General features: G+C 67.6%; 16 protein-coding genes and 3 pseudogenes. 11 read left to right on the top strand and 8 right to left on the bottom strand.

The features are described from left to right. Positions 1–252 precede the first annotated feature (252 nt). Positions 253–735, top strand: coding sequence for an Imm21 family immunity protein (locus ACIQFZ_RS41130; protein ID WP_402693731.1), 483 nt, complete (start codon positions 253–255; stop codon positions 733–735). Between the two features lie 39 nt (positions 736–774). Here ACIQFZ_RS41130 and ACIQFZ_RS41125 read toward each other — a convergent pair whose 3' ends face one another. The 3 genes from ACIQFZ_RS41125 to ACIQFZ_RS41115 form a co-directional block, all read right to left on the bottom strand. Continuing rightward, positions 775–2367, bottom strand: a complete 1593-nt coding sequence (locus ACIQFZ_RS41125) for an ISL3 family transposase (protein ID WP_402693730.1) — start codon at positions 2365–2367, stop codon at positions 775–777. 357 nt (positions 2368–2724) lie between these two features. After that, a complete protein-coding gene (locus tag ACIQFZ_RS41120) occupies positions 2725–3081 on the bottom strand; it encodes a hypothetical protein (RefSeq protein WP_402693729.1) in 357 nt (118 codons plus the stop codon). Beyond that, the gene (locus ACIQFZ_RS41115) at positions 3078–3422 is read right to left on the bottom strand and encodes a hypothetical protein (RefSeq protein ID WP_402693728.1); all 345 of its coding nucleotides are present in this window, start codon (positions 3420–3422) and stop codon (positions 3078–3080) included. The genes ACIQFZ_RS41120 and ACIQFZ_RS41115 overlap by 4 nt, the downstream gene beginning before the upstream one ends. A 251-nt stretch (positions 3423–3673) precedes the next feature. Between ACIQFZ_RS41115 and ACIQFZ_RS41110 the strand changes: the two genes are divergently transcribed. Continuing rightward, complete coding sequence (locus ACIQFZ_RS41110; protein WP_402693727.1) at positions 3674–4231, top strand: recombinase family protein; 558 nt, start codon at positions 3674–3676, stop codon at positions 4229–4231. 1735 nt (positions 4232–5966) lie between these two features. Here ACIQFZ_RS41110 and ACIQFZ_RS41105 read toward each other — a convergent pair. Beyond that, the gene (locus ACIQFZ_RS41105) at positions 5967–6305 is read right to left on the bottom strand and encodes a DUF6233 domain-containing protein (protein ID WP_402693726.1); all 339 of its coding nucleotides are present in this window, start codon (positions 6303–6305) and stop codon (positions 5967–5969) included. A gap of 315 nt (positions 6306–6620) precedes the next feature. Between ACIQFZ_RS41105 and ACIQFZ_RS41100 the strand changes: the two genes are divergently transcribed. Beyond that, the gene (locus ACIQFZ_RS41100) at positions 6621–6827 is read left to right on the top strand and encodes a hypothetical protein (protein ID WP_402693725.1); all 207 of its coding nucleotides are present in this window, start codon (positions 6621–6623) and stop codon (positions 6825–6827) included. A gap of 236 nt (positions 6828–7063) precedes the next feature. Further along, positions 7064–7543 (top strand): hypothetical protein, encoded by a 480-nt coding sequence (locus ACIQFZ_RS41095; RefSeq protein WP_402693724.1) that lies wholly within the window; start codon positions 7064–7066, stop codon positions 7541–7543. 441 nt (positions 7544–7984) lie between these two features. Here ACIQFZ_RS41095 and ACIQFZ_RS41090 read toward each other — a convergent pair whose 3' ends face one another. Beyond that, entirely contained in the window at positions 7985–8440 is a 456-nt protein-coding gene (locus ACIQFZ_RS41090; RefSeq protein WP_402693723.1) for a VOC family protein, read from the bottom strand. Positions 8441–8546: 106 nt separating this feature from the next. Next, positions 8547–9032: pseudogene (locus tag ACIQFZ_RS41085) on the bottom strand (transposase); the annotation flags it as partial. On the opposite strand from ACIQFZ_RS41085, the gene ACIQFZ_RS41080 reads away from it, so the two are divergent. Further along, positions 8976–9635 (top strand): hypothetical protein, encoded by a 660-nt coding sequence (locus ACIQFZ_RS41080; protein ID WP_402693732.1) that lies wholly within the window; start codon positions 8976–8978, stop codon positions 9633–9635. The pseudogene ACIQFZ_RS41085 and the gene ACIQFZ_RS41080 sit on opposite strands and share 57 nt — an antisense overlap. A 464-nt stretch (positions 9636–10099) precedes the next feature. Here the strand turns inward: ACIQFZ_RS41080 and ACIQFZ_RS41075 are convergent. Then, a pseudogene (locus ACIQFZ_RS41075) lies at positions 10100–11337 on the bottom strand (DUF4158 domain-containing protein); the annotation flags it as partial. 295 nt (positions 11338–11632) lie between these two features. Here ACIQFZ_RS41075 and ACIQFZ_RS41070 point away from each other — a divergent pair. The 3 genes from ACIQFZ_RS41070 to ACIQFZ_RS41060 all read left to right on the top strand — a co-directional run bounded on the left by ACIQFZ_RS41070 (position 11633) and on the right by ACIQFZ_RS41060 (position 13630). Then, positions 11633–12370, top strand: coding sequence for a VOC family protein (locus tag ACIQFZ_RS41070; RefSeq protein ID WP_402693722.1), 738 nt, complete (start codon positions 11633–11635; stop codon positions 12368–12370). Between the two features lie 138 nt (positions 12371–12508). Then, on the top strand, positions 12509–12730 hold the full coding sequence (locus tag ACIQFZ_RS41065) for a hypothetical protein (RefSeq protein ID WP_402693721.1): 222 nt from the start codon (positions 12509–12511) through the stop codon (positions 12728–12730). 15 nt (positions 12731–12745) lie between these two features. After that, positions 12746–13630, top strand: coding sequence for an aldo/keto reductase (locus tag ACIQFZ_RS41060; RefSeq protein ID WP_402693720.1), 885 nt, complete (start codon positions 12746–12748; stop codon positions 13628–13630). 257 nt (positions 13631–13887) lie between these two features. Here ACIQFZ_RS41060 and ACIQFZ_RS41055 read toward each other — a convergent pair. After that, positions 13888–13992 (bottom strand): annotated as a pseudogene (locus ACIQFZ_RS41055) (Tn3 family transposase); the annotation flags it as partial. A 233-nt stretch (positions 13993–14225) separates the two neighbouring features. Here ACIQFZ_RS41055 and ACIQFZ_RS41050 point away from each other — a divergent pair. The 3 genes from ACIQFZ_RS41050 (at position 14226) to ACIQFZ_RS41040 (ending at position 16945) form a co-directional block, all read left to right on the top strand. Then, complete coding sequence (locus tag ACIQFZ_RS41050) at positions 14226–14795, top strand: SMI1/KNR4 family protein (protein ID WP_402693719.1); 570 nt, start codon at positions 14226–14228, stop codon at positions 14793–14795. Positions 14796–15330: 535 nt separating this feature from the next. Continuing rightward, a complete protein-coding gene (locus ACIQFZ_RS41045) occupies positions 15331–15513 on the top strand; it encodes a hypothetical protein (RefSeq protein WP_402693718.1) in 183 nt (60 codons plus the stop codon). Positions 15514–15712: 199 nt separating this feature from the next. After that, entirely contained in the window at positions 15713–16945 is a 1233-nt protein-coding gene (locus ACIQFZ_RS41040; RefSeq protein ID WP_402693717.1) for a M50 family metallopeptidase, read from the top strand. The last annotated feature ends 2296 nt before the right edge of the window (positions 16946–19241 follow it).

The raw sequence follows: 19241 nt of genomic DNA, 5'->3' as shown, positions 1-19241 counted from the left end.
CCCGTTGCGTTGAGAGGCGCACGGCGGGTTCGGCGAGAGGTCCGGAGAAACGGACCGGGAGCAATCCCGGCACCGCGCTCCGGGCCTACTCAGCGGAGCGGTCGCGGAGCGTTACGACGTTGTTCGATTGCGAGGGATGGACACGACCCTGGGCCCGCCACCACGCACCTCGACCACCACAGGCATGGGGGTTTGTCCGACCCGGCACATACGCTGTCGCCACGGAACAGAGATCCTGAAGCTGGAGGCGGCATGTCGTTGACGTGGCTGGAGACGGAGGGCGGCCCGTTCATCGTGGTTCCACGCACCGCGCTGTCGCACTGGTCGGGAACGGAGGGCGACTACGACCGAGCTTGCGAGGTGATGGATTTCGCCGGAGTCCTCGCACTGCCTGACGGAGCCGAGGCGCTGGTTCTCGGGGACGAACCTCTCTCCACCGCCTACCTTCCCGCGCACCGAGTCCTCGTCCGCTGGTACTACGCAGAGAGCGAGGAAGGTGTCGCCGACATCATTCGGGCTGGGCTTGCCAACGCCGAGTGGGAGGAAGGACCCGTACTGAGCACCACGGGCGAGCTCGTCATGTTCGACGCCGCCTATTTCGGCACCGAGGTCGGGACACTCGCTGACAGCACAACTCTCGAACTCGCCGCTGGCCGCTACCGGGTGGACTCGGCAAGCATCGAACCCAATGACCTGACGTCCTTTCGTGTCCACCGATTTGTCGCGCTGGCCTGACCCGACGTTCGTAAAGATCGTGGGAGGTCGCTGCTGAGGTCACTGAAGCAGGATCATCTTGCGTAGGAGTTCGAATCCGGCTCGCCCGTAGAGCTGCCTTTTAATCTTCTTGATGCGGTTCACGGCGCCTTCGATACTGCCGGAACTCCAGTCCAGGGTGAGGCCGGCTATCACGGCGTCGAGGTCCCGCAGCAGGTGGAGTGCGAAGCCGGTGAGTCCGGGTAGTTGACTGGCGTCGACTGCGTGGATCCAGGCAGGGAGCATGGCGCCGAGGCGGCCCGTGAGTATCTCGCCGAAGTCGCGGACATGCCCGGCGGCCGTGTCCAGTTCCGGGCAGCGTGCCAGGACATCCTTCAGGCCGGCGTGGTCTTCCTCGGCCAAGGTCGTGGGGTGTCGGGTGAGCCAGCCGGTCACCTGCCGCACCGTCGGTGGCCGCGGCGGTGCGGCGGGCGGAGCGCCGCGCAAGGTGGCGATGTGGGCTCGGACCATGCCGTAGGTGACGGGAGCTTGCTCGGCAACCAGCTCGCCGTGCAGTCGGGTGACGTTGGTGCATCCCTCGGCGAAGCGTCGCTCCAGGTAGGGCTTGTAGGGGTCGAGCCTGCTGGGCCGGGGCCGGTTCTCGCGGAAGGTGTCCTGCCAGCGTTCGACGTTCGCGTACCGGAGCACAGTGTTGAGACCCCAGCCCAGGTGCCGGGCAATCGCCCGGCGTGAGTGACCCTGGGCGAGAAGCTCGTGGACCAGGGCATGTGCTGCCTTCTTCCGCTCGGCCCGCCGGCCGACGGGCTCCGAGTCGTCCTGCGGCTGACCGGAAGCCCCTCCGGTGGCCTCCGGCAACATGCCGTTGGGCGACGGTTTGCGCAAGCACTCGCGGTGGGCGCCGACGCAGGTCTCCACGGCCCGGCCGAGGCCCTGCCACAGATGAAACCGGTCAGCGACCTGCAAGGCATCAGGGGCACCGCGCCGGGCACCCTCGGCGTAGGCGCCGGCCCGGTCCCGGCAGATGATCTCCACACCGGGGTGACGGACCAGCCACGCGGCCAGCGGCCCGGCTTCACGCGTCGGCAGCACATCGACCACGTGATGGTCTTCGACGCTGGTCAAGACGGTGGAGTAGGTCTGACCACGACGGATCGCGAAGTCGTCCACACCCAGGACCCGCGGAGTGCTGAACTGCGGATCGGGCAGGGCCATGACCCTGCGTAACAAGGTCATCCGTCCGGCGCTGAAGCCCAGCTGGCTCGCCAGCCGGGCGCCGGCCCGCCCGGCCAGCGCGAGCCCCACTCGCTCCAGGGCATGGTTGAGCCGCGTGGTGAACCGTGCGTACGGGGCGGCCAGCCGCGAGAACGGCTCGGCGAACGTCCGGCGCGGACAGTCCGCCGACCCGCAGATGAAACGCCGGACCGTCAGCCGGATCACAAAGCCCTGGTCAGCCAGAGGAAGGTCCTTCAGCCTCCGCTGATAACGGGCGTGGACCCGGTCCGAGAAGCGGCCGCAGTCCGGACATGCAGAGCCTGCGGCCCGGCCCCTCGCCACCACCTCGACCGTGCCGAACGCGGCCGAAACCGCCTCGACCTCCACCTCGTCGATCCCCTCGAAAACCAGCGAGTCCCAGAACGGTGCATCGGTCTGCATGACCAACACCATCACCGCCCACAACCGACCGCAGCAGCGGCCAGCAGACATCTGAGGGAGCGTCACTTCCAACTGTCGGACGACAAGGCGTACGCGGTCTCACACGAACCCAACTCCTCGCAATCGAACGTCGGAGTAACGCTCTGCGACGACTCCCCAAGATCTGTGCCAGAACCGAGTCGTGACGGCGATTGTGTATGGGTTTGGGAGGCACCCAGACCCACGGTCAGGCAATGTTCACGAGTTTTGAAGTCACTGGGATCCTTGCACCTGGGCAGCCCTCACATGCGGTGTTAGACGTGTGCTGCAACGGCACCCGGCTCGGGCTGCAGGATGAGGCGGTGGCCCACGAACTGGTCAGCGTGCTGCGTCACGATGGCGTCCAGTTCCGCGGCCGACCAGGGTGAAGACGGCCAAGGCGACTGTCGCCGCGGCCCCCGTGGCCAGCGCGTCCGCAACGTAGCGGCCCAGACCCGGACGCAGGACGTCGATGAGAGCGAACAGCACGACAGGCCCCGCGAGGCTCGCCGCGACCCCGGCCAGCCAAAAGCGGTGGCTCGCCCAGAACCACTGGGAAAGCCCCATGAGGATGAGGGGCGCAACGGGCACGTGCGGCGCGTCGAGGGCGGCAAGCACGCCGTATCCCAGACCGCTGACCGCCCAGCAGGCAACGGCCACGAGCGCCGCCTCACTCCAGGTGACGGCCCCGTTCACGCCTGCCGCCCCTCATTCATGGCCCGGGCCCGACGGCGCTCCCACCGCCGGGAAAGGAACGCCGCCAGGAAGGAGCCGACCACGAGCGGTCCGGCAACCCAGCGGATCACGGCCGCTGGCCAGCCCGGCTCCCCGCCGGCCATCCGGGTCACCGACTCGATGGGGAGGCAGATCCCCAGCACCACAAAGCCGAGCCCCCAGGCGCGCACCACCCACACAGGTCTTCCCTGGAGAATCTGGAGAATCGGCGGCTGACGTGGCCGGAGCACGGCCCGCCATCCCATCCACACGCAGCTCAGCCCCGCAAGCACCATGAGCACGTCTGAGGCGCTGTCGAACACCTCTGTCACGGTCCCGATCCCCCTCGCCTTCCTCTCTCACCTTCGGCGGACCCCAGAACGTCAGGCGCCCCGGCTGATCATGATGACCGCGCGGACGCGGCCCCTCACCTGCCGGGCACGGCAGACGGCCTGCGCGACTGCTTTCCGGTATCCGACAATGTGGGCACCCTGACGTCACTTCTCATGAACATCCAGGGGCGTCAAGATGACCAACTGCTGTCCAAACCGGCAGATAAACGCTGCTGCTTGAAGTGAACGAAGCCACCCTGCTGTGGGTCGAGGAGAAGAAGGCCCAGGGCATCGTGGCGCCGAACCTTGACCGCCTGGCCCGCGAGCTGGTGGTGCAGGAGGCGGCCCTGGCTCAGTGCTGGAAGCACGGCGGCCGCGCGTTCATGGCAGACCAGGGCGAGATCCTGCCCGACGACCCCGAGGACCCGATGCGCACCGCCATGCGCCAGATGATGGGCGTCTTCGCCCAGCTCGACCGCGGCATGACCGCGGCCAAGCTCCGGCGCGGTCGACGCATCAAAGGGGAGAAGGGCCAGTACGCCTACGGCGCCCCGCCGTACGGCTGGCAGGCGCACAAGAACGAGCTGACCGAAGAGGAGATGGAGCAGGCCGGCCGCGCCCGCGCCCGCCAGCTCCGGGACGAGGACGAACTGTCCTTCCGCGAGATCGCCGCCGTGCTGGAGGCCGAGGGCATCCGGCCCAAGCGCGGGGAACGCTGGCACCCGGAGACCGTCCGCCGGATGCTCGCCAACCCGACCGGCAAGCCGCCGACCCTGTACCCGCGCCAGCGCACCGCGTAGTCCGGCTGGACTGCCGGGTATAGCAGCAGGCCAACCTCCGTCAGATGAGCCGTTGGCGACCTGGGATGTGACGCGCGCCACACAGCGGGGGTCTCTGTGCATAGGTGTTGTTGCCACGTTGTTACCTCTCGGCTCGCCAGAGAAGAACGTGATATTACATCTGACCAGGCCTTTTCTCAGGACCGCGAGAGTTTATCTACCCTGTCATTTCTACCGCCTTCCAACTCGGAAAACGGTACTGGTTTTGGGCCAGACTCGGGACGCAGCCGCGCGCCTTCCTCATGGTGTACCGTGATCCTCGCTCCCTATTTCATGAAGGGGGGTGAAGAGCGGATGACTGCCGTGCTGGAGCCCGATGAGGGCCCGAGGGCGGCGGAGAGGCAGCGTCAGGGTCTCTGGGCACGGGTACGCCGTGCACTGAAGCCCGCGGTCGTGGTCGCGCAGCTCGTCTACTACGCGCTTTGCGTGTGGCGGGAGTTGTAGAGACCTGACCTGGAACGACACGAAGGGCCCGCCAACGGCGGGCCCTCCGATGCACTCCGCTCCGAGGACTCCGTACGTTCGCTGGCCGGCGGGTGCGGAGCCCTCCCTCATGGACTGCGACCCCCACGGTAGCATAAATCCAATTACGCAATAACGAACTTCCCTCCGGTTTTTTCCCGGATTATTTTTTTGCCGCATGTCCGCAAACTATCCTTGCGATACGTCTCATTCAACCGGCGAAAAGCTTTGCGCGTCGAGATTTGGTCCAGCAGCGCAACACGTCCCGGGAATGGCCGTGAAATTTTCGGCGGTTGCCAGTCTTGGTTTGTCACGCGGTATTCGGCTCCGGGATCCCCACCACGGGTCGTCTCACCATGCCGATGCCATCCCAGGCGTCTTGGTCCGCCCCGCCGCACCTGTAGCGGGGCGTATACGAGCTGTTCAGAGGGGGGATGGACGCCGGGAACGAGCAGTGACCTGTCCTGGGGGGATGCCTTCAGCTCGAAGCCAGGCAACCCCTAGGATGGCCATCCCCGAACCCCTTCTGACCGTCGGAGACCGCTTGGTCTGACGCGGGATGCAGGCTCTTTCCAGGCCGTCGGCACGATGCCAGCAGCTCAGAAAACGCTCATTTTGAGGCTGCTTAGGACCACCGGATTCGGCTATTTCGTGCTGTCTAAATTGCCTCTGACCTGCCAAGACGTGCACCAGTAGTTGCTCTAGGGTGGGGCTGCCGGCGGCCCGCTGATGTGACGCAGTGTCAGCCCCATGATCACAGCCGGAGGAAGGCGTACAGCGCTACCCACACAGCCACCCCGAGCGTCAGGGCGGGGACGAGCCCGGGCGCCTGGACCGCGACGAACACGGCGAAGGCTGTGCCAAACAGAGCGATGGCAAGTGAGGTGCGAGGGTCGGGCGACGAGGGCATAGGAGACCTCCAAGGAGTCGGTGAGGCTCGCCCGTTGGCGAACCGCGCCGACTGTGGAGGACCGGCTAGTTAGCCCCGCAACCCCCATCGGGCCGGAGGGCCGGGGAGTCCTACACACCCTTGTTGGACGCCAGAAGTCGTCTCCCCTGGTCCTAGCCGCCCCTGCCCATGAACCGATCGGTTGTTGGACAACAGCGCCGGGACGTCGTCACCGCCGGCCGTGGCCGAGGAGGAGCAGCTGCTGCCGCGATGCGGCTGGGCCCGCCGTGGGCGCTCCGCTCAGCGAGGCTCCGTCGTGCTTGACCGCCCGGCGCGCGGCCAGGCTCAGCCGTCCAGGTAGCCGAGCGCGGCATCGGGCCGGCAGTGCCCGCACGCGTCGATGCCCTCGATCAGCGCCCGAAGGGCGACGTCCCTGGAGACGCCTTTCCAGCGTTTGCCGGCCATGTGGCAGCCCCCGACGTGCACGGCGACGGGCGGCGAGCCGCGGTTGAGACCGCCTTCGAGGATCCAGTCGGGCATGGGCGGCCGGCCCTGCTCGCCCCGCTGCCGCTCCTGCTCACGGCGTTCCGCCGCCGCGATCTGCTGCCGTACCCGGTCCAGCGACAGGGCGAGCCAAGTCTCCAGGGTGCGGAGGCGAGGCAAATCAGGCGGCAGATCGTTCACGTGTTCGATTCTAGGAGCTAGGCTGCTCACCGGCAGAACTAAGGGGGCGGTAGCACAGGAGACGGCATGCGACGCGACCTGCAAGCCGTCGGATTCCTCGACATCGAGACCCCAGGAGTCTCGCGCCGGCCCCGGCCGGACCGCTCCGGGTGACCGGCTACCAGGACCGCATCCATCCATGCTCCCGGACCCGAGCACCGTGTGGCAGGCCGTCGGTCGCGACCCGGAGAGTGGACGTGCCAGGGATTGGACTGCGATGGCGCGAATCGTGCCATACCTGCATGATCGCCGGATTCGAGCTGATGTGGCTCTAGCGTGAGCACCGTGCACCCCGAGCGCTACCACCTCACCCTCACCACCGCCGGCCGCCCGGTCGCGCACGGCTGGTGGGGCAGCTCCACGGTGGCCGACCGCAAGTTCGCCAGCTGGGTAGGCGAGTACGGCTCCATGCCCGACGTCCGGATCACCCTCACCGACGAGCAGCAGGGCAGTGCATTGGTGACCTGGCCGGACGAGGCGTAGCTGTCTGCCATGCGCTGCTGTACCACCACGTCCAACCGATCGATCCGGCAGGGATCGGCGGGGAACAACGGGGAACGTCGGCGAGCGCCTCAGGAACACACAGGTCAGCGTCTTGCCAGGTCAGCCCGCATCCGGTTACGCGATCTTCCAAACTGGGTCTCCCCCCGGTCGCCGGCCCGCCTCACTGATTCTTTGAGACTCCACCAGCCATGCACCGTCCCGTTAACGTTGCACGCATGACCACGCCCCCTGGAACGGATGATTCCGCCCCCATACGCACATGGCGGTCAAGCAGCTTGGGTAATGCGGGGCTCTATTTCATGGGGGTGATATGTATCGCCCTCGGAGTGGGCCTGTTGGCAGCCCAGGCCGAGTCGATCCTCGCCGCCCTCCTGTTCTTTGGCACGGCAGCTGCATGCGTCCGGCTCGCTGCACACGGTGCACTCACTCTCACGCCTGATGCCGTCGTGATCACAAATCTGTTCGGCCAGCGCACCATTGCGCTCACTTCGGTCCGCAGGGTGACCGCGGGCTACAACGGCCTTACTGTCGACACCCACGACAGGAGGAGCTACACAGCTCTCGTGATCCAGAAGTCCAACCTGTCCCGCTGGCTTGGTCGCAGAACGCGCGCCGATGAGATCGCAGACGCGGAACGCAGCGCGGCGGGCCTTAGCGTGTCCAAAGGACTCCACCACCATCGACGCGACCACTGACATCGCCAGGCAGCGGCGCTTACCCGGCGTGGCCCGTGCCCCATCCGTGCCCGATCGTGCGGGGAACGCCGGGGAACCACCGACTCGCCGCGCACACCACCGGAGGCCGCCGAGTCGCCCGCACCGCGCGCACGCCAGCCGCCGAACGCCTTCCCACCGAACCGGATGCTGCGCCGCGTAGCGGCTTGGCCTGGCGGCCCGGCGGCGGCCGAGGTGCCCTCTGTTTTGAAGTCACTGGGACTCTTGCCACGGCAGCATCGAGGTGTTCCTGGTGAAAGGCCCTGGTCATGCCGCAGATGTCGAAGGTCGAGCTGTACGCCGCGATTCGGCGCGACCACCGTGGGCAACCTTCCATCCCAATGGCGGGCTAGTGCGCTGACCACGAACGTTCGCCGGGGGACGCCCTGTTGTGTGGCGGGTGGTGGCTGGCTCAGGTGCGGTTCAGGCGAACCAGTTGTTGCGAGTGGCGCTTAAGCTGTCTGGCGGCGGGTCCGGGAGCAGCTGGAAGAACTTCCATGCGTACTCGTACGGATCGAGGCATTCGACGTACCGTTCGCCCCATGGTGCGTCGACCGGGCCGGTGGTGACCTGGCATCCGGCCGAGCGGCAGTAGTCCGCGGTCGCGTCGACTTCGGTCACCTCGATGCCGATGACCACACCGAGGCCCCGCGGGCTGGTTCTCGTCATGCGTTCACGGTCGTTGTCGGGAAACGGCATGCCGACCAGGGCATCGACGAGCAGCTGGAGGTCACCGCGTCTGAGGATCGCCATGACCGTCCGGCCGTCGGGATTGGACATCGATCCGGTCTGCTCGAAACCGAGCCCCTGATAGAACGTGGCCGCCTTGGTCACATCCTCGACGCGGAGTCCTACCCGGATTGGAGCCTCTTCGGTCATTGCGCCTCCGTTTGGCGAGCGGTCTCACACCGTCACGATGCAGGAGTGAGGGGAGCGGTGGCCAGTAGAAGATGTGGGTCTGGTTACGCCGCCTTGGGCCGGGGCGGCCCCAGCGTTGCTGGCGTTCGCTGCGAATGCGGGCGCGTTCCCGGCGCTGGGCGTCCAGCACATCGGGGTGGCGGGCGTTGGCGTTGCGCCACCGCCGGTACTCCTGGAGCTTCCGGGCGAGCACGGTGTGGTTGGGGTGGTCGGAGCTGCCCATGACGAACGTGCGTAGTGGCCCGAACTGGGCCTCGATCGGGTTGGCCCACGACCCGCTTGTCGGTGTCAGGCACAACTCGACCTTGTTCTTCCTGGCCCAGGCCCGGATCGCCGGTGTCTTGTTTGCCGACAGGTTGTCCATGATCACGTAGATGGGAGCCCCGTCGGGGCGGGCGGCCCGGATCGATTTCAGGGCGGCCAGGGAGTGGTCGCCGCCTTTGCGGCGGCGGCGGGTCACACCCCAGAGCTGGTCGTCACTCAGGGAGTAGCAGCCGTGGAAGTACCGGATGCCGTGGGTGCGGTGATAGGTGGCCGGCAGCCGGTGACACCGCGCCTGCAGACCTTCACGCACCAGCACCCCCAGGGCACCGACATCGGCGACTACGTGCGGTTCGTCCTCGTGCTGGCCGCCCAGGACGACGACCGGATCCTCACGGTGACAAAAAGCTCACTGACGCCTACTGGACGGGAACAGTGCGCGGAGTGCCGACACGGGCACGAGCCCTCCACCTCCTCGGCCAGATGCTCACCAAGGTCGGAGCCAGACGCACCCGGCCACGCGCCGGGCAGTGACATTCCGCTCGACGAGCGACGCACCGGCGTCGCTCGCGCTGCTATTTCCCGTGAACATTCGCGGGCCTCAAGATCCGCAACTGCTGCCCAAACCGGCGGACAAACGCTGCCCCTAGAAGTGAACGAAGCCGATCACGGAGTAGTCGATGATGGGAGCATGACGTACAGCTCCCGTAACTGGTGGATCGAGATGGCAGTGTTCGTCTCGGTGACCGCAGTGTGCACCGTGCTCCTGGTGTTGTTGTGGATTTGGTCTCTCGATGGCGCCGAGGCGAGCGCGAACGTGTGGGGCTTCGTTGTCCCCGGTGCCCTCGTCGGGCTGTGGGCGTCACGGCGCTACCGTCGTGCCCACATCTCTTGAGGGGCCACTGAAACAGGCTCAACGGCGATGTCCGCGCTCGTAGGCGGGGCATCGCCGTTGGCGCGTCTGGTACGCAGGTGAGCACCACTCATCGAGGCCGAGGACTGGCCCGAGGCCCTGCCCGCCGTCGTCCTGGGCGCGGTGCGCCGGGCTCCGGGGCTGAACAACGACCCGATGTGAAGTACCTCCGCGACAGCGGTAGGCGCTGACGCATCCGGTCCGGTCGCTCGGCCGAGGCCGCCGATCTCTAGTCGCGAGCCCATGGCAGCCTGACCTCGCCGTAGGGGCGCACGTGGCCCCAGAACAGCGGGGTCAGGCCACGCCGGTCGGCCGGGGTGAGCAGGCCGGACCACTGCGACTCGGCCAGGACGTCACGACTGCATCAATGCAGCCGACTGGATCGCAGGACAGACACACAGCCGTTATTAATAGCCTCGCGCTTTCATGAAGCAGGCCAGCGTTGAGGGTAGGCAGGGCAACGGGGCCGAACGAGCGCGAAACGCCCCGCCGGAAGCGTTTCGCACGTGAGCCCGGACCCCAGCGCCGCAGGCGAACGGAAGTCCCAGCCGACCGGTCATCGCGAGCGACTCCCCGAGCAGGGACAGAAACGGGCGAACGGTGTTGTAGCGGGAGGCCAACAGGCGCCGCATCTCCGCCTCGGCCTCCTCGTCCGCGGGCCCTATCAGCTCTCCCAGCAGCGCCGAGGCAGCCATCACCTCCTCGCGTGACCCGATCTCCGTCTCCAGCGCCCGCCACATCGCACCCGCGTCCAAGTCGGTGCCGGACTCGGTGACCAGGTCCAACTGCCCGCTCCACAGCCGGAACACCGCATCGAGCATCCGCGACGCCTTCGCCATGCGAGGCCGGGCCGCGATCCAGTCTCGGTCCGTTGCCCGCCGTGCGGCGCTGATCAGCTTCACCTGCATCAGCACCGAGAACAGGTCCAGCGCGTCGTCGATCGCGGACGCCTCCAGGTGCCGCACCACCGATGTCAGCAGTGCCGTGCGCTTCGGTTCCGGTGTGCGCTCCAGGATCGGCGCTTTCGACCCCAGGCCGATCCGAGCCAGCGTCGCCAGCCGGTTCGGCGGCACCTTGTCCAGCTTCACCCGGCCCAGACGGAACGCCGAGATCTCGTCACCCGCTCCAGTGCCTTCGCCAGGCTCGCGCCCGTCGTCCGCGTCGGCGGCCGGCGCAGCCGTTCCAACTCCGAGATCCGACGCCCCTCCGGCACCCCGAGCAGCGCCACCAGGTCCGCCGACAGCGACGCGTCAGCCCGCTGCGCGGCGCCCGCCACCGTTGCGTACAACCGCTTCTCCGCGACCTGACGCACGGAGGCGACCTGTTTGGCCAGCACGCTCACGTCCAGCAGCAGTACCCGGTGGCGCCGCAGCCAGCCCACCGCCTGGTTGAACAGGGCCACCGGCCCCTCGGCGCCCGTCCATGCTCGTTCGTGCAGGAACGCGCGGAACTTCCGGCCCCACTCCGTGTCCTCGAACGGGTGGTAGGCATAGGCGTCCCGGATCTCCCACGCGTGCTCGTACGCTGTCTTCGCCCGCTCGGTGTACCGCTTCACCACCGACGCGTCCTCGATCTGCAACTGCGCGGCCAGGTGCTCGATGACCGACCACGGCACATCCAGCGGGTCGTCTACCAGGAACAGGCCGACGTACCGGACGGTGCACATCTGGACCGCGAACCCCATCCATACGGCCCCTGGTTTGCGTACGTGTCAGTTTTCGGAGTCGGCTGCGCTGATGTCCGAAGTCACCTGCGCGCGTCCGTGAATTGATCGAGCCCTCATATCGGCGTGGCGTCGTTGTCGTCCTGCGCAGGGCTTCCAGGAGCTGATCACGGTGCTCAACGACTGCGCTTTCGGAGAGATGCCCGTTTCACAGGAGAGATGTCCAGCTCAGGCGGTGGGGGTAGTCACTGTCCGGGTTGGCGTCGCTCTGAATTTCGCACGCCTGCCCGATGGGGGATCACCTAGGGTATGCGGCATGACGCTGCAACTTGTTCAGATGAACTTCAAGGCCCGGGACGACTCGGCGCTCGGCCAGTTCTGGGCGGAGGCGCTCGGCTGGGGTGTTTCCAGCGAAGGGCCCGGCGTCACCAACCTGGAACCCGTGGGCTTCGACTGGCCGGACCCGTCCGCCGTCTGCATCGATCTCGTCCGCGTCCCGGACCCGGAGACGGTGAAGTACCGCGTGCACATCGAGCTCGCCACCACCTCCGACACCCATCAGGCGGAGTTGGTCGCACGTCTGAAGGAGCTCGGGGCGACGCCCGCCGATGTGGGCCAGGGCGACGCGCCGTGGACGGTGATGGCCGACCCGGAAGGCAACGTGTTCAGCGTCCTGGAGCCCCGGGAGCTCTATCGGGACACCGGGCCGATAGCCGCCGTGGTCGTCGACTGCGCCGACCCACGGGCCATGGGCCGGTTCTGGGGCGAGGCGATCGACTGGACCGTCCACGAGCTGACCGACGACCGCGCCCTGCTGCGCTCCGTCAAGGGCGTCGGGCCGTACCTGGAGTTCCGCCGCACGCCCGACGACGAGGTCGTATGGAACCGCGTCCATCTCGACGTGATGTCCGACCCCGTCGAGGATCAGGCGAGGGAGGTCGCCCGGCTCGAAGGCCTCGGCGCGATACGGGCCGACGTGGGTCAGGGTGACGTCTCCTGGGTCGTCCTGGCCGACCCGGCGGGCAACGAGTTCTGCGTCCTGGGCCGGGGCTGACGCGGAACTCCGTCCGCTCCCTCATGGCGGTGCGGCAGTGCGCGGCGCCGGGCCCCGCCCTCCCCGGCCGCCAACTCACGGGCGACCACAGCCGGCTTCACCGGCCCGGTCAACGCCTGCTCCGACGGCCCGCTCGATGTGCACGACCTCGCCGCGATCATCGCCACGCAGGTCAGCCGCGAACCCGTCTTCCGGACCGTCCCGCCGGGCGAGAAGGCGTCGGCGTTCTCTTTCGACCGCCACTACGCCATGAGCAACGCCCACGCGAAGGAGCTGGGCTTTTCCTTCTCCCACACCACCGACTGGCTGCCCGGCGCCGTCGCCGAAGCCCTCGCCATCGAGCCGTCACCCACCGCCTGAGGAACTCAAGCCATCATGCAGTACCGCACTATCGCCCACACCGCCGTCAGTGCCATAGGCCTGGGCGCCATGCCGCTGTCCATCGAGCACCGCCCGGACGAGACGCGGGCCATCGCCACCATCCACGCTGCCCTCGACGCCGGGGTCACGTTCATCGACACCGCCGACAGCTATCACTGGCACGCCGGCGAGGCCGGCCACAACGAGCTGCTGATCGCCCGCGCCCTGGCCCGCTACGGCGGCGACACCTCCGGCATCGTGGTTGCCACCAAGGGCGGCCGCGGCCGCCCCGGCGACGGCAGCTGGACCGTCACCGCCACCCCGGCACACCTCAAGCAAGCCGCCGAAGCCTCCGCCAAGCGCCTCGGCGTCGATGCCATCGGCCTGTACCAGCTGCACAAGCCGGACCCGACCGTGGACTGGGCGGAGTCCGTCGGCGCGCTGCGCGAGCTGCTCGACGCTGGCACGATTCGCGCCGCGGGAATCTCCAACGTGACCACCGCCCAGATCCACCAGGCACATCAGATCCTCGGCGACGGACTCGTCTCCGTGCAAAACCAGTACTCGCCCGCCGTCCGCGACAGCGAGCCCGAGCTGCAGCTGAGCACCCAGCTGGGACTGGCCTTCCTGCCCTGGAGCCCACTCGGCGGCATCTCGCGCAGCTCCCTCGACGGCCTCTCGGGCCCCACCTCCATCGGCACCGCCTTCCACCGCATCGCAGCCGAGCGCGGCGTCAGCCCACAGCAGATCGCCCTGGTCTGGCTACTCGCCCGCTCCCCGGCAGTGATCCCGGTACCGGGAGCCAGCCGCCCGGCCTCCATCACCGACTCGGCCAGGGCCGTGGAGCTCACGCTGAGCACACAGGAGCTGGCGCACCTTGAGGACGCTCTGCCGGGATAGTGGGTCACGAGTCGCTCGCCGACCTTGACCGCGGACGGCTGGCACCTGCCGCCTGCCGCTGCCTGGGCACGGTCGCCGACCGGCCGAGGTCGAGGCGCGTGTCCATCTCCAGACGGAACGTGCCGTACGGATTGATGTTCGACCAGAACAGCGCGATCAGGCCGCGCCGGCCCTCCTCGGTGAGCTTCTTCGCCCGGCATCGAGGTTTCGGCGTGCTCCTTGTCCGGGCCGGTCAGGGTGCCGTCCTTGCCGTAGTCGAGCACGGTGTTCGCGCTGTTCAAGTTCTCCACGACCTGCAGGCCGCCGTGGATCTCGCGGCGCAGGTCGGGGCCAGCGAGGTAGTCGCAGGCAAAGATGGTGCGGACCGCGCGGCCGAGTTCTTCGAGGGCGGCGTCTGTTGCTCGGGGGCCAGGGCTTCGGCATAGTCAGTTGATGCCCGGTTGCTGACGTCTCTCGTCGTGTTGGGTGGAGTCCGATGCAGAACAGGCACGGACGTCCGTGATCATGGAGTTCGCTACGCTCTGTACCCTTGAACTGCCCGTGCCTGCCGAAGCGACGCAGCCGTATAGGGCGTCCACGCAGAGAGTAGTGGGGAATGAGTGTGGTGGAGAGCTGGTCCCGCGTGATGAGTCTTCTTCGGGAGCACGCCCCGGCCGATCATGCGGATCTGCCCGGGCCAGCCACGGAACAGATGCTTGCGGCCGCCGAGGAACGGATGGGCATCCAGCTTCATCAGGACCTACGGGCGTGGCTGTTGCAGAACAATCTTGATCTTCCTGAGGAAGACGTGGACGACGATGTGGCGTGCTGTGGTTTCGCCGGGTTTCCGGACGAGGGAAGCTTCTTTCTGGGTATCCGGGCGATGGAGAGGCTCTACGCCAACCACTACATGACCGGTGGGGTCAACCCTCCGGATCAGCCGGACAATCCGTTCTGGCGCAATGAGTGGATCCCGTTCCTGTCGGACCAGGACGGCTGGATGGGGAAGTTCATCGACGTGCGGGACGGGCGTATCGGCAGGTGGTTCGTGGGCGACATCACGATCACGGGCGAGTACCCATCACTGGCTCACTATTTCGACTCCGTGGCAGAGATGCTGACGAAGATCGCCGATGGAAGCCATCCAGTCTGCTCGGCCGCCGAAGGACGACTCGTCTGGTCGTGAAACCAAAGTGCTCCCCCGGTTGTTCCGGGGAGCAGAGCTTCGGCGTTGTCCGGCCTCGTCCGTTTTGATCATGTGAGGCCGAGGAGGGCGAGGGTCCGGTGATGATCTGCGGGGTTGTGTCGGTGGTGTTTCGGTATCGGGGTGTCAGTGTGGTGTGGCGTGGTTTCTGCTGTACAGCCTGTTGTGGTCGGGGTTTTGAGTGGTGACACGGATGCCGATCCGGTGCTGACGTTTTTGGTGGTGATGCGGGTCAGTTGGTTGCCGGTCGGTATAGCCGGGAGTTTTGGTACCGGCCATTGGCTCTGTTCACGAGAACCGACAGCAGCTGTTCACGAGTTTGGGCAGCGCTTGGCCCTCAGCTTAAATCGAACAAGTCATGACTTCGGGCATCGCGGGGCCCTGCCGGGTAGTCGGTGGCGGCCCAGGTGGCGAGGAGTTGCAGGGCGTCGTGGTCGTGGTGCCGGGGGCGGCGGATCCCAAGGGCCCTGCCGCTCGTCGACCGGGTCGAGAACTGCGGCTCCTACACACGAGACTGGTGGCGCGGCCAGGACTGGATCCCCGGCTCTCGGCCGAGGACGACTTCTTCGCCCTGTCCCTGGTCGCTCGGGGGCTCGGCATGTCGATCACGCCCTGGCTCTCCGTCACCGACCTGCCCCCGAAGGCGGCACTCACCGCCCTCGGCCCGCCCCCCCGACCCGCGAGGCCGGCTGCGTCATGACCCCCCGAACTCGCCCACGCCAGCGCCATCAGTGCCCTTATCCGCGAGCTCCGCTCCACCCCGCTCTCCACCGGCCTCCTCCCGGTGACGCGAGTGACGAACAGCCGAAGAATGACTGAAGACTGACACTCCATCCCCTGGTCGACGCTGCCCGCGGACCTACGCTGCCAGAGCGGGAACACGAGCGGGCGGGGGCGCGATGGCACAGGTCGACTCGGGGCGAGCCTCGGCGCTGCGTAGATTCGGCGCGCTGGTCATCGTGGGCGGCCTCGCCGCCGACGAGATCGGGCTGATGCGATCCGCGGGCAGGCACGGGTTGAGCGTTGCCCTGGCCTGGTTCGTGCTCTGGGTCGTGGTGACCGGACTGGGCATGACGGTGGTCCATGAGCTGGGACATCTCCTGGTCGCCTGGATCCTGCGCATGCGCGTCACCGGGGTCAGGTTCCTGAGCCGGCGCTCGCGCGTCGGTGTCCCGCACGTGGCCATGGACCCGGATCCCGGCTCGCGGTGGCTGCCGATGCGATTCATCGCGACGATGTTGGCGGGGCCGCTCGCCAACCTGGCCTGCGCGGCGTTCTGTCTCCACCTCTCGGAACGCCCGGGGGTCACGGGGACAGGCAGGGCATTGCTGCTGGTGCCGGTGATCTGGGGCGGCGCGACGGGGCTGCTCAATCTCGTACCCGTCGCTCAGAGGTACGGCGGCCTCCTGTCGGACGGCGCTCAGATCCTGCGCTGGGCGACCCGGCCGACCGAGATGCGCGCGGCGTTGGCAGCGAAGAGCGTGCTCGCGCAACTGGCCCAGGACCGGGCGACGCTCAGCCGCGGCGAGCTGCCCGACCTGGCGCGCCTGCGCCGCATCGTCGACGGCGGCGATCGCGCGTCCGTCGGCCCGGCCGCGCTGATCCTGATGACCGCCAGCGCCCGGTCCGGCCAACTCGCGTACGACGCCGCTCGGCTGGCCCGGGTCGCCGGCGCGAGCGGACTCGACCCTTCCGCCGCAGGTGCACTCGCCTCGGGGATCGCCTGGTACCGCGCCAACGCGGCGCTCGCCGCACGGGTGCGGGACCGCGTCGTTCCGGACCCGGCCCGGCTCGAGGAGCTCGCGGCGCTTGCCGAGCTCGCCTACGCGAAGACCCCTGAGCCGCCGCTCACCCGATGCGCGCTCGCCCTGGTCCACTGCCTGCGGGATCGGCCCAAGGCCGCCCGCGACCTGCTCGTCGACCCCGACATCGGCTTGGCCGGACCGGCCGACCGGGTGAACACCTACGCCGTGCGTGCTCTCGCGGAACTGCAGCTCGGCGACCTCGCGCAGGCCGGATCCCTGCTCCGGTCCGCCTCTGCCGAGAACCGGCCGTCCGACCTGCTCACCCTCGTCGGCCAGCTGGCCGACTCCGCCGCTGCCCGCCGCAGGGCCCAAGCCGAGCCGTCCTGAGCCTGCCCTCGAAAGCCACCCACCTGCGCCCCGATGATGAGGGCACAACGCGAGCACCGGCGGGGATCGGTCCCGCCGAGGAGCCCTCGTTGTGCCCTGAACGCAGCTGGGAGCGGTGACCCAGCGGTAGTTGACGTACCGCGAGACCATCGCACCTACCTGCATGAACGCGGGAATCATGGCGTTGACCTGCGGAAACTCTGCTCGGCGGTCTTCGCTGGTCGGCGCCACTCTCGTCTGTCGAGTGCCCTGTGAGTGCCCTGGCTCGGGGTCTGTCGCGAGGGAAGAGCATCAGCGGCGAGATCGTGGGACGGGCGGCTGTGGTGCTTCTTGCAGGGGATCCCTGCTGACGGGGCGGCTGGCTCGTCTGCGGCTCGGACGTATGCACCGGTTCTGCCTCGCCGCCGCCACGGCCAGCACCCGCCCAGCACCGGGAAGCGCTCCTGACCTGTCTTCACCTACAAAGCCAACCGGCGGCCACCAACGACGAGGCGTACTGGGGCGCTGTCAATTCTCATGAACATCGAACACGACGCGCCGCCTACGCCTCCCAAACTCGTGAGCAGGTGCTGTCGTTTCTCGTGGACAAAGTCAGGCCATCAGCGGACTCCCGCATGCACGACACTGCCGCGGCCCCGCGTCGTCGTCTGTGACCACGACCAGCCGCGGCCGAGGCACCCCGTTCCTGCCCATGACGTCAGCGTACGGGCGGTATCCGCACCCGCCCACCCCTCACCTGGCAGGCCATTTCTTACGGCTGGGCTGACTGCTGTTGTGTGCTGGGACACGAGGTGAGGAAGGTAAGCGCGTCCTGCGCGGCTGTGGGGCCGAAAACCATGGTCTTCGCTGCCCGACCAGGGTGGAAGAGTACGTAGTAGGCGGCCAGGTAGGACAGATCGCCCCAGGCTTCGCGTTTGTGGGCACGGCCCAGGAGTTGCCCACAACGGATGCAGGCGATCCACGGGACGACGAGCAGACCAGCAAGCTCCCGCGGAGCTAAGCGAGGCCCCGTTCAGGGGGACGGCGTCTGCCGAGGCGACCAATCGCATGCTGAGGCTTTCGGAATCGGCGGAGCGGCACTGCCAGATCCGCTCTTCAAGGGCTTCCCGCTGGCCCCACTCCTCGGCGGTGACCGCCAGATGTGTATGCACGTCCTCGCCAATTGGAGTGTCCTGGGCGAGCAGATTAGAGGCGACCAGGCCGAGGGCGGACTCCTGCTCTCCGATGGCGCAGGAGTCCATGACCTCTTGCGCGTGTGCAGGAGGAAGGAGAGCGGCAAGGGCCGGCCACACGGTGGCTTCATCCGTCACCCGGACAGGCTATCCATCCGCCCAGGGCGGTGCCCCAGGAGTGGCCAGCCACTGCTGCCCGCAACCGCGACAAGCCCTCCGACCTGCACGTCATGCCCGCTCGACTTGTCATGTAAGGATCCGACACAGCTTCTCGCCGGCGGTGCCGATAGCGGTGGCGGCCCCGCGGACGAGGCCGCTGAGCGCAGCACGAGACAGGTGCAGGGGGCGCTGACGCTCGGATCGAGGCGACTTCTTGCTCATGGCACCTTCCGGTGTAGCGCAGCCGGTGCTCGCCGTGATGCGGAAGCAGGGGTTTGGCGAAGCGGCCGCTTGGAACCTATGAGGTCAGCGTTGAGGTGTACAGCGCGGCCAAGGAGGGGGCGGAGGCGAAATATAAGGTCTGGCGAGACCGTATTCCCGGAATCGCTCTGGTTCTCAGGTGAGTCAGTGTGGCGGCGATGGCTTGACAAGCACCCGAGTATCCCTCGACGGAAGTCGTGGTAATTCCAACTTTCCAACGGTGTGTCAACTTCTCTTAGAAAACATCACGCTGGGTGGTTTGCCCCTGCAGATCTACCCGCTTCCTGGATTGGTAGTGCGTTCTGTTTCCAGAGTTAATCCGGGCTACGGATTGAAGCACTGGAGGGAGTGGCCCGGTTCTGCCAAAGGTACATGCTGCATCACCTGATGCAGACTCACCACCCGAGCCACCCCTCCCCCTTGCTACTGCTCGGGCCGCAGGCCCGTTGGCCGTCCCGCGCAGCGGGGCCGGCCTGTGGGTGCGCAGCGCCCGCACGGTGGCTGGAGCGCAGCGGAGGCCACACGCGGGGACGCAGTCCCCGCAGCTCCGGGAGCCAGCGGACGGAGCGTCACGAGGCTTGCGCAGCAAGCCTCGTGGGCGGGATGCGCAGCATCCCGCAGGCGCTCACGCGGAGCGGGAGCGCAACAACCGTGCGCAGCACGGTTGTTCGCTTGCACATCGCGCAGCGATGTGGTACCCGCTC

Origin of the sequence: Streptomyces sp. NPDC093064 (genome assembly GCF_044754605.1) — a bacterium.
Taxonomy (GTDB): Bacteria; Actinomycetota; Actinomycetes; order Streptomycetales; family Streptomycetaceae; genus Streptomyces.
The sequence above is the reverse complement of the archived record's forward strand: the minus strand, read 5'-3'. Positions and strand labels throughout refer to the sequence as shown.

What these genes read in the sequence shown, in the direction of transcription:
- ACIQFZ_RS41125 (WP_402693730.1), bottom strand. Translation starts at nt 2,367, where the DNA reads ATGCAGACCGATGCACCGTTCTGGGACTCGCTGGTTTTCGAGGGGATC.
- ACIQFZ_RS41060 (WP_402693720.1), top strand. Translation starts at nt 12,746, where the DNA reads ATGCAGTACCGCACTATCGCCCACACCGCCGTCAGTGCCATAGGCCTG.
- ACIQFZ_RS41095 (WP_402693724.1), top strand. Translation starts at nt 7,064, where the DNA reads ATGACCACGCCCCCTGGAACGGATGATTCCGCCCCCATACGCACATGG.
- ACIQFZ_RS41040 (WP_402693717.1), top strand. Translation starts at nt 15,713, where the DNA reads ATGGCACAGGTCGACTCGGGGCGAGCCTCGGCGCTGCGTAGATTCGGC.
- ACIQFZ_RS41090 (WP_402693723.1), bottom strand. Translation starts at nt 8,440, where the DNA reads ATGACCGAAGAGGCTCCAATCCGGGTAGGACTCCGCGTCGAGGATGTG.
- ACIQFZ_RS41050 (WP_402693719.1), top strand. Translation starts at nt 14,226, where the DNA reads ATGAGTGTGGTGGAGAGCTGGTCCCGCGTGATGAGTCTTCTTCGGGAG.
- ACIQFZ_RS41070 (WP_402693722.1), top strand. Translation starts at nt 11,633, where the DNA reads ATGACGCTGCAACTTGTTCAGATGAACTTCAAGGCCCGGGACGACTCG.
- ACIQFZ_RS41130 (WP_402693731.1), top strand. Translation starts at nt 253, where the DNA reads ATGTCGTTGACGTGGCTGGAGACGGAGGGCGGCCCGTTCATCGTGGTT.